Below are 8,364 nucleotides of genomic sequence, written 5' to 3' on the forward strand. Positions count from 1 at the left end.
CTGCACCGGATCAGGATTGCCGCCTTTGGCTCCTTTGGTCTTGGCCATGCCCATGCCTCCCGTTGACTGCTCTTCACTTTAATCAGTTTACCGGGAATTATAAGACGATCGCTCCCAAGGCGATCGCACCCATCATCCCAAAAACTAGAGACACCCCCTTTACAATGTTCCCGGTTTACCGGGTATAATATAGGTAGCGATAAAAACGCACCGCCTAGACGCTGAACTCACACCCCGTCCTATGGAATTCATCAACACTGCATTAGACACTGCTCTTGCCGCAACGCTCATCTTCACAGCACTGTGGCTCCCCCTACAATTTGCGGCCTATGTCTCTCGACGACAACGCACTCAAACATCAGACTCGGCAGCCCAACCGATCGCCCAATTGCCAACGACTGAACGTGAACCCGTTGAACCGGTTGAACCGCAGCCCTTGGCTACGCCAGCCGCGATCGCTCTAGAGTCTATTGAACTATTGGACGACAGCATGATGGCTGCACCTGAGACGCCAGCGATCGCCCCCGGTGGCGTCTCATATTTAATAGTCTTGCCGAGCTGATGCGGATCGCAGCGGGGATGGATGGGTTTGGCGTAGGGAACGCCCTGGCGAGTACACCACAGACCATCGCGCAGGGAATCATAGATCTCTAGTAAGCGCCGGACTCTGCCGGTGACGTAGCTGTTGACGGTCTGGAGCTAGGCAATTTTGTCTTCTAGGAGTACCTGAAGCGCTGTATCACCGCTAAGAACTTGGACGTTTGCCGTTGTCAGTGCATCGGGAATAGCAGACTGTCGAAAGTCGTCTAGCATCCATTCTTGTAGAGCTGGCCATGTGCGACCTGATCCGTGGTGATGGTCAGCAACGCACGGTTGTGAAGGAATTGTCATACGGTTAATCCTGATAGGTAATGCAGGAATAGACCATTCGAGAGCAGGACAACCCAATCACAGCTTGACGGATGACCCTTTTTAGCAAGCGTGATAATGTAGACATAACGCCCCTGCTCACCGGACACAGACTCCCTTTGCATCTCAACGAGAGCTTAGGTTCGTTCCGGTGCAGCAGGATTGTTATGCCGCCGCTACCCGTCCTGTTTTTATCCAATCCGCCCAATCTTCTCGATCCTGATGCTGTGCTTGCTCAACTGCTAAATGAACATCATATGGAATCTTTGATAGTTCAACCTGCCAGACACCATTTTGCTTTTCAAGGACTGCATAAGACGCCAGTGGTGAGTAGTTTTGCATTGCGTGATAGTTTGGCACGTCGTCATCATAAGCAGGAACACCAACACTGCCAGGATTGATAACCACTTGTCCTGAAGATAATTGAACGACTCGTGCAATGTGACTATGCCCACATAGAATAACTGGATAACTGATTCCTTCTAGATAATCGAGGATAGCAGTGTCATCTCTTACACTAGGAAATCCACTGGAAACGTCTTCCAGTAGATAAACCAGATCGTTCGAAGGAATACCGTGACAGGCAAAAATTTCTTCCGCGACTACAGTTGTCTTGGGCAACGACCTCAGCCACTGAACTGGCTCTTCACCCAGTTCTTGAAGCATATAAGTGAGGATTGGATGCGTTTCGCCTCGACTTTGCTCAAATTCATAAACATCCCGATCCTCGTTCCCCTGAATGGTGACAGCCTCGATTGTTTTCAGGAGAGTATAAGTTTCTAACGGTTTAAGGGGACCATACACTAGACCTTATCGGTAATTAGTTGCTCGACATCCAAATGGATGTAGTAACCATAAGATCGATCGGTTTCGGCCTAAGAATTGATTGCTTTTCCTAATTCCGATTAAGTCTACTATATCTCCAAGGTTGATAAAATGGGTGATCCCTCGGCGTTTCGCATCTTCAAGAACTGCTGTCAATGCCCACAGATTTCCGTGAATGTCTGACAAGACTGCAAATTTCAATTTTGTCTCCTCACTTGCTAACTGTCTGTTGGTATAAGTTACCACTAATCTACTCAAGATTTTGATGTCTGAACGCGCGAACGCCTTAACAGCATCTCTCGATACTCGCTCAAGGCGACCGAGGCACTGCGTCGTTTCAACACTCGCCACACCACCAGCAAGGCTCGACCGCGATACATGACTGCCAGGCGTTGCAGTACTCCTGCCAGTACATCGAGGTGTCTAAGCTCAGGTATAAAAGGAGAATGAACATGAAAATTCTGACGTTGCGAGACCGGCTTCTGACTTACCTCCATCGCTACGATTAATTCCGTTTACCTACTTAGTACTGTTTCGCCTGTTCGTAAACGTTCAACATCCCGGATAGGAGGTGCACCAAACATGCGGGCATATTCGCGGCTGAACTGTGAAGTACTCTCATACCCAACTTGATAGGCAGCTTGAACTGCATCAGCGTTTTCAGCAAGCATTATTTGTCGCGCAGCTAAGAGTCGCAATTGTTTTTGATATTGCAGCGGACTCATTGAGGTGACTGTTTTGAAGTGGCGATGAAACGAGGACGTGGACATATTCACCTGGTCAGCAAGATTCTCAATCCGCAACGGCTGCGTAAGATCTGCTTTGATGTCTTTGATCACCTCAGCAATGCGCTGCATATTGCTGCCAGCAGTAGCAATTTGGCGAACTGCTTCGCTTTGTTCACCCATCAGAAGACGGTAATACATTTCGCGAATGATCATCGGTGCCAGAAATGAAATATCTTGCGGTGTATCTAAAAGCTTTGTGAGCCGCAGAGCGCAGTCCATCAACGATGGTTCAGCGTTACTAACGAAGCAGCCTTTCACGGGTTCTTTTTGACTCATGCATGGCTGTGTATGAGCAATGATCTCGCAAAATTGGGCTGGGTCTAGCTTCAGCTTAAACCCAAGATAAGGTTGAGTGGGAGTCGCCTCGGTCACGCAGGCGCTCACCGGCAAATCCACTGACAAAACCAGATACTGCGCAACCCCATACTGAAACGTTTCCTTGTTCAGCCACAATTCTTTTTGTCCCTGTATCACAATTGCGAGAAGCGGTTCGCTGACACCGGGCATTGTTGTAGCAGGATTACATTCTCGCGTGAACTCTAAGGGAGCGATCGCAGTTGCATGGACACCGTTTCCCTGGCTGTCAGTATGTCGAGCAACTAATGCCGCTAGTTCTTCACATTTATTGATAGCGCTTTGGTGGCTGAGTGTATCAATCGCCATACTGGATCCCTAACTGGTGTAGCTCTGTTCATACAAATCATTATAGGAAATCTGGCTTCTTTGTCTACGTCTTTTGAGAGGATTAGGCAATCATCTGCGAGGTTTGTGCATTTAACCTCCTGTTTCTTGCTTATAGGATGAAACTATTCGAGTACAACGGTCTTTACCTACAGTTTAGTGATCAGATCTTGCTCTTGCAATTAGATGGTATTGAGACAAAGAAGGTTCTATATGGAAACACAATCGATGCTCAAAACATTGGCAGTGACGATCAGTTTTGGAGCTTTTGCACTGATGAGTTGCACTTCTCAATCTACGGCAGAAGCACCTGCGCCAGAATCCTCTGTAGAAGCTTTTGCTACTGAATCTCTGTCAGTTGCTCTATCTCCTCAAACCTCTAGTCATCGCCAAACTATGAATCCAAACCCAGCTAGCGCGGAAACCTCCCAAACACGTAATCTTTATGTCGGAATGTGGGTCACGGAAGATGGTTATATCCGCCATGAACTTCTGCCCAACAACCGTTACGACGAAGCTCGCGGCGACAGAGAGCGCGCATATCAGGGACGCTATGAAATAACAGGAAATCACATTAATTACTGGGACGACACTGGATTTACTGCTGATGGCGAGTTTCGTGACGGCGTACTTTATCACGGCGGCTATATTTTTTACCGAGAAAGATGAAGCCTTGAACACACTGCGCAGCACATGAACGTGAACCACTCACTTTAAAAAGGGAGAATAACCATGACAACCAATACGAAGATAGCAAAGGAAAACTCACCATGTTGAATGTAGAAAATAAAGTGATTGCGATCACCGGAGCTAGTAGCGGTATTGGTGAAGCCACCGCGAAACTGCTCGCCCAGAATGGTGCAAACGTCGTTTTGGGAGCACGGCGGACAGACAAGCTAGCTAAGCTAGCTAAGGAGATTCATGCATCCGGTGGTACAGCAGAATTCAAAGCGGTCGATGTCACCGATCGCGACGATGTGAAAGCATTTGTTGAGTTTGCCAAAGACAAATTTGGTCGCGTCGATGTCATCTTTAACAATGCAGGCGTGATGCCCCTATCTCCGATGAATGCCCTGAAAGTCGAGGAATGGGACAACATGATCAATGTGAATATTCAGGGCGTGTTGAATGGTATCGCGGCGGGGCTACCAATTATGGAAGCGCAAGGGGGCGGGCAGTTCATCAATACCGCATCGATTGGGGCTCATGTAGTCGTTCCGACGGGGGCCGTCTATTGCGCCACGAAATATGCGGTTTGGGCTATCTCTGAAGGACTGCGCCAGGAATCGCAAACTATTCGCGTCACTACGATCTCTCCGGGTGTCGTTGAGACGGAACTGGGCTCTGATATTACAGACGGGTCGGCGAAAAGTGCTTTGCAGGAATTTCGCAAAATTTCGCTCAGCCCAGATGCGATCGCAAGAGCGGTGCTGTACGCCGTATCCCAACCCGATGACGTTGACGTGAATGAAATCATAGTCCGACCGACGGCCAGTGCGTTCTGAAGGGAATCGGTCAAAGCATAGGAGCATTATCACCAACACAAAGGACATTATCGTAATGAAACCATTTCATTTTTTAGCTGTTATGGCGCTTATTCTCACGGTAGGCTGTAGCGCTGTCGGACAAACTTCTGTTCACAATGAAACACCGGCACCAAGTAAAAAGGCCGTTGTCGAGGCGAGTTTTCAGCAATGGCAAGATGGTACCGGCTCTCCTTTCGAGCTTTTATCAGAGGATATGCGCTGGACGATTAGTGGCTTTAATACATATGCCGGCACTTACACACGCGAGCCTTTTGAAGAAGAGTTGATTGCGCCTTTTAATGAGCGCGTAGAGGAGCCTTTAAGGCCAACACAGTGGCAAGTTTATGAAGATGGTGACGTTGTTATTATTCATTTTGATGCTGAAACAACCTTGATTAATGGAGAACAGTATAGGAATAGCTATGCCTGGTTTTTCACTTTCGAGGATGAAGAAGTGACTGAAGTTACCGCATTCTTGGACATGCCAGCTTTTGAAAAAGCTTTGGAAATAGAAGTTAGGTAACCAATGAATTAAATTGCGGAATTACACCTGATGAGTTAATGGAAACTGTGTATCTCACGAACAGTCACGTCCAGCTTTCCTCGCGCTTTAATTACAGCAGGAATTCTCAAAGAGCTGTTCCAGGAAAACGACGTTAGTTTTCCAGTAGCATCGCCGAATTAAATACTTTCAAATGTGGGCAATCGCATTTTTATCCAACTAGCACCTTGAAGAGGTACTCATCGTCCCAACGCACTAGACTCGCAGGGGCTTCCTGGGAAGCCAAGCGGGTGCCACAAGTTTTGGCTCATCGCTGTGCCTACCTAACCTGGATTATTCATGAGAAGCGTTAGTGGCGAGCTTGTATATTAATGCGTGAGTGATTTTCTTGAGTTCCCAACTGGTAGACGCTTTTGCTGTGCCAGAGTAAGGCTGAGAGGTGTTGTTTTGCAAATGCAAAAAATATCGGTGGAGAGAAATTCTATGGCTAGCAACCAGCTCAACTCGCTCGAACTCTGCCAACGGTTCAATAAACCACTGATGCTCTCCAGTCGTCAAATGAACTGGAATGGCATTTTGGTTGAGCAGTGTCAAAGTCCTGTTTCGACCTATGAGGTAGAACTCCCAGCCCTCTCAGACCACTGGCTCAGCTTACACCTAGGAAATTCTACTCCTTTAATTCAGAAACGGGGCGATCGCCTCCATGAATCAATCCTTCATGAGGGGGACAATCTCTTTATTCCGGCTGGACAGCCAAGCTACTGGTGTCAAGACAAAAGTGGTATCACCTGCTCTCCACTATTCATTTGCTTAAAACCAGAACTGATTCAACAGGTTGCTGAAGCCTCTGATATGGATTCAAACCGATTCGAGTTTATGCATTGTTTTGGTCAGCAAGATTCGCAACTGCATCAGATTGGCATACTGCTGTTCGCTGAGTTGAGATCGGGTGGCATGATGGGGAAACTCTATGTCGAATCACTCACTCAAGCCCTAGTGATTCATCTACTCCGGCACTATTCGACCCTAATAAAACCGATCGCATCCCAAAACAGCAGCTTCACTCGTACCCAGTTGCAGCAGGCGATCGACTATATCCACACCTACCTAAATCGAGACTTGTCCCTGACCGAACTGGCAAGTGTTGTTAACATCAGCCCAACTTACTTTGCGAGTTTGTTTAAGCAAGAAATGGGGATTTCGCCCCATCAGTACGTGATTCGACAGCGGGTGGAACAGGCGAAATTGATGCTGGCGAAAACGGATTTGGCGATCGCAGACATCGCTCTACAAGTCGGTTTCTCTAGCCAAAGCCATTTGACGCAACAGTTTAAGCGATTCACTGGCATGACACCGAAACAGATTCGCTAACAGGAAGAATCTGACAAATTAGGTTAAGAATCTGAAAGAAGTCAAGCACAAGAACTCAGTACATTTAGAACACTCAGAATAGATAGAACGGCAGGATTAATATCTCCATTAATTCTATCTAAGAGTACATCTGAGCGTCTTTCATTGGAGAAATAAGGTAATGACACAAGATAAACCCAAAATTGCTCTAGTGACAGGAGCGAGTCGAGGATTGGGAAAGAATACTGCTTTGGCCCTGGCCAAGAAAGGAGTGGGCGTAGTTGTGACCTATCTCAACGGTGAAGCGGAAGCAAAATCCGTTGTTTCTGAAATTGAGGCAATGGGCAATAAAGCAGTGGCCTTGCAGCTCGATATCGGCAGCATCGAAACCCTTGATGCATTTGTGATACAAGTCAAGCAAGCTCTGCAAGGCACTTGGGACATTGAGCAATTTGATTTCCTCATCAATAACGCTGGAATTAGTGGCGGTTCACTGTTTGCAGAAACCACAGAGAAGGAATTTGATCGAATATTCAACGTTAACTTTAAGGGTGTCTTCTTTCTCACTCAGAAATTGCTGCCATTGCTCAAAGATGGTGGACGAATCGTGAATGTTTCATCCTTTCTGACCCGCACCATTAGCCCAGGACGAGCGGTCTATGCCAGCACAAAGGGCGCGATCGAGGTTCTGACTCACTCCTTGGCGAAGGAACTAGGACAGCGGCAAATCACAGTGAATGTAATTGCTCCAGGAGCGATCGCCACCGAGGGCAGTGTTGTGCGAGACAATCCAGAGATCAATAAGTACATCGCGTCCCAAACTGCTTTAGGTCGAGTGGGTGAACCTGATGATATTGGAGGAGCGATCGCACTATTGCTGTCGGAAGAGAATCGATGGATGACTGGACAGAGAATCGAAGTCTCCGGGGGGCAGTCTCTTTAGCTCAAATCAACTTCAATCGGTAGAAAAATTATGTTAGCCAATTAACTGATTCAGAACATCAGTTCCAGATTGCGCTGCTTATAGAGCCTCAAATCGCGAAGTTTACACAGGTCTACTTGTGCTCTACTGCGGCAAAACATCGATATGAAGATCAGGCACGGGTTTGAGGAGATGAATCAGTCCTGCCATCAGTACGTGATTCAGCAGTGTGTAGAACCAGCAAGATTGATGCTGTCGAAAACAGATTTGGCGATACGTGCTGCGCACAGGCTGCGCCAACGCAGATATTGCCTTACAGGTCGGCTTCTCCAGCCAAAGCCACTTAACCCAACAGTTTAAGCGCCTCACTGGCATGACACCGAAACAGGTTCGCTAACACCAGAAGAATCTGATAAATCACCGTAAGAATTTGAAAGAAGTTGAGTGTTGAAACTCACTACACTCAAGCTAGCTAAGGCAAAGATAACCTGTATGGAAAGTATGTAAACAGCGCCTAATAATCCCGTTGATAGTGGCCGTTGCGGGGGTGAGGTCACCCCTGCCGACTGTAGCGGGATCTCTCAGATGTCATTCCCTGACAGCATTGCCAGAGTTTGAATAGCTATTGGCTCAAATTGAACGTGCTGATTAGTAAAGCAACCTGTTGTCGAAAGTGTCACCAAGCGCTATATTGTCATTTAGTGACAAATATCTGAAAGGAAGACTGCTGTGGGGAGTGATGGTACCAACGACACAACGAAGAGCGAGCGCAAGCCAGGGAGGATGAGTGAGCAGCGGCAGCAGCGGATACGTCTGGAGATTTCGCGGGAGGCGGCGCGTTTGTTCTGGGAGCAAGGCGTC

General features: G+C 47.5%; 10 protein-coding genes and 2 pseudogenes. 8 read left to right on the forward strand and 4 right to left on the reverse strand.

Going from position 1 to position 8,364, the window contains the following annotated elements:
* Nucleotides 1–241: 241 nt before the first annotated feature.
* Nucleotides 242–562: a hypothetical protein gene (locus JUJ53_RS19355; protein ID WP_204153684.1), complete on the forward strand. Its 321-nt coding sequence runs from the start codon at nucleotides 242–244 to the stop codon at nucleotides 560–562.
* Nucleotides 563–699: 137 nt separating this feature from the next.
* Here the strand turns inward: JUJ53_RS19355 and JUJ53_RS19360 are convergent, their stop codons facing one another.
* From JUJ53_RS19360 to JUJ53_RS19375, 4 genes and pseudogenes are all read right to left on the reverse strand, one after another.
* Nucleotides 700–891 carry a hypothetical protein gene (locus JUJ53_RS19360; protein ID WP_204153685.1) on the reverse strand — a complete coding sequence of 64 codons (192 nt, stop codon included), beginning with the start codon at nucleotides 889–891 and terminating at the stop codon, nucleotides 700–702.
* 183 nt (nucleotides 892–1,074) lie between these two features.
* The gene (locus JUJ53_RS19365; RefSeq protein ID WP_204153686.1) at nucleotides 1,075–1,713 is read right to left on the reverse strand and encodes a metallophosphoesterase family protein; all 639 of its coding nucleotides are present in this window, start codon (nucleotides 1,711–1,713) and stop codon (nucleotides 1,075–1,077) included.
* Nucleotides 1,714–1,821: 108 nt separating this feature from the next.
* A pseudogene (locus JUJ53_RS25590) lies at nucleotides 1,822–1,935 on the reverse strand (metallophosphoesterase family protein); the annotation flags it as partial.
* A 314-nt stretch (nucleotides 1,936–2,249) separates the two neighbouring features.
* Complete coding sequence (locus JUJ53_RS19375; protein WP_204153688.1) at nucleotides 2,250–3,185, reverse strand: AraC family transcriptional regulator; 936 nt, start codon at nucleotides 3,183–3,185, stop codon at nucleotides 2,250–2,252.
* Nucleotides 3,186–3,599: 414 nt separating this feature from the next.
* Here JUJ53_RS19375 and JUJ53_RS25595 point away from each other — a divergent pair, with 414 nt between their 5' ends.
* From JUJ53_RS25595 to JUJ53_RS25600, 7 genes and pseudogenes are all read left to right on the forward strand, one after another.
* Entirely contained in the window at nucleotides 3,600–3,872 is a 273-nt protein-coding gene (locus JUJ53_RS25595) for an Atu4866 domain-containing protein (RefSeq protein ID WP_343327994.1), read from the forward strand.
* Nucleotides 3,873–3,973: 101 nt separating this feature from the next.
* Nucleotides 3,974–4,708 (forward strand): SDR family oxidoreductase, encoded by a 735-nt coding sequence (locus JUJ53_RS19385; RefSeq protein ID WP_204153690.1) that lies wholly within the window; start codon nucleotides 3,974–3,976, stop codon nucleotides 4,706–4,708.
* Nucleotides 4,709–4,763: 55 nt separating this feature from the next.
* Entirely contained in the window at nucleotides 4,764–5,252 is a 489-nt protein-coding gene (locus tag JUJ53_RS19390; protein ID WP_204153691.1) for a nuclear transport factor 2 family protein, read from the forward strand.
* Between the two features lie 462 nt (nucleotides 5,253–5,714).
* Complete coding sequence (locus JUJ53_RS19395; RefSeq protein ID WP_204153692.1) at nucleotides 5,715–6,602, forward strand: AraC family transcriptional regulator; 888 nt, start codon at nucleotides 5,715–5,717, stop codon at nucleotides 6,600–6,602.
* Nucleotides 6,603–6,762: 160 nt separating this feature from the next.
* On the forward strand, nucleotides 6,763–7,524 hold the full coding sequence (locus tag JUJ53_RS19400) for an SDR family oxidoreductase (RefSeq protein WP_204153693.1): 762 nt from the start codon (nucleotides 6,763–6,765) through the stop codon (nucleotides 7,522–7,524).
* A gap of 256 nt (nucleotides 7,525–7,780) precedes the next feature.
* Nucleotides 7,781–7,900, forward strand: a complete 120-nt coding sequence (locus tag JUJ53_RS24810; protein ID WP_343327993.1) for an AraC family transcriptional regulator — start codon at nucleotides 7,781–7,783, stop codon at nucleotides 7,898–7,900.
* A 332-nt stretch (nucleotides 7,901–8,232) separates the two neighbouring features.
* Nucleotides 8,233–8,364, forward strand: a pseudogene (locus tag JUJ53_RS25600) (TetR/AcrR family transcriptional regulator); the annotation flags it as partial.

The organism is Leptolyngbya sp. CCY15150 (assembly GCF_016888135.1).
Lineage (GTDB): Bacteria > Cyanobacteriota > Cyanobacteriia > RECH01 > RECH01 > RECH01.

Bases quoted from the DNA above. Each gene is read 5' to 3' on its own strand.
- JUJ53_RS19355 (WP_204153684.1), top strand. From the start codon at position 242: ATGGAATTCATCAACACTGCATTAGACACTGCTCTTGCCGCAACGCTC.
- JUJ53_RS19360 (WP_204153685.1), bottom strand. From the start codon at position 891: ATGACAATTCCTTCACAACCGTGCGTTGCTGACCATCACCACGGATCA.
- JUJ53_RS19375 (WP_204153688.1), bottom strand. From the start codon at position 3,185: ATGGCGATTGATACACTCAGCCACCAAAGCGCTATCAATAAATGTGAA.
- JUJ53_RS25595 (WP_343327994.1), top strand. From the start codon at position 3,600: ATGAATCCAAACCCAGCTAGCGCGGAAACCTCCCAAACACGTAATCTT.
- JUJ53_RS19385 (WP_204153690.1), top strand. From the start codon at position 3,974: ATGTTGAATGTAGAAAATAAAGTGATTGCGATCACCGGAGCTAGTAGC.
- JUJ53_RS19390 (WP_204153691.1), top strand. From the start codon at position 4,764: ATGAAACCATTTCATTTTTTAGCTGTTATGGCGCTTATTCTCACGGTA.
- JUJ53_RS19395 (WP_204153692.1), top strand. From the start codon at position 5,715: ATGGCTAGCAACCAGCTCAACTCGCTCGAACTCTGCCAACGGTTCAAT.
- JUJ53_RS19400 (WP_204153693.1), top strand. From the start codon at position 6,763: ATGACACAAGATAAACCCAAAATTGCTCTAGTGACAGGAGCGAGTCGA.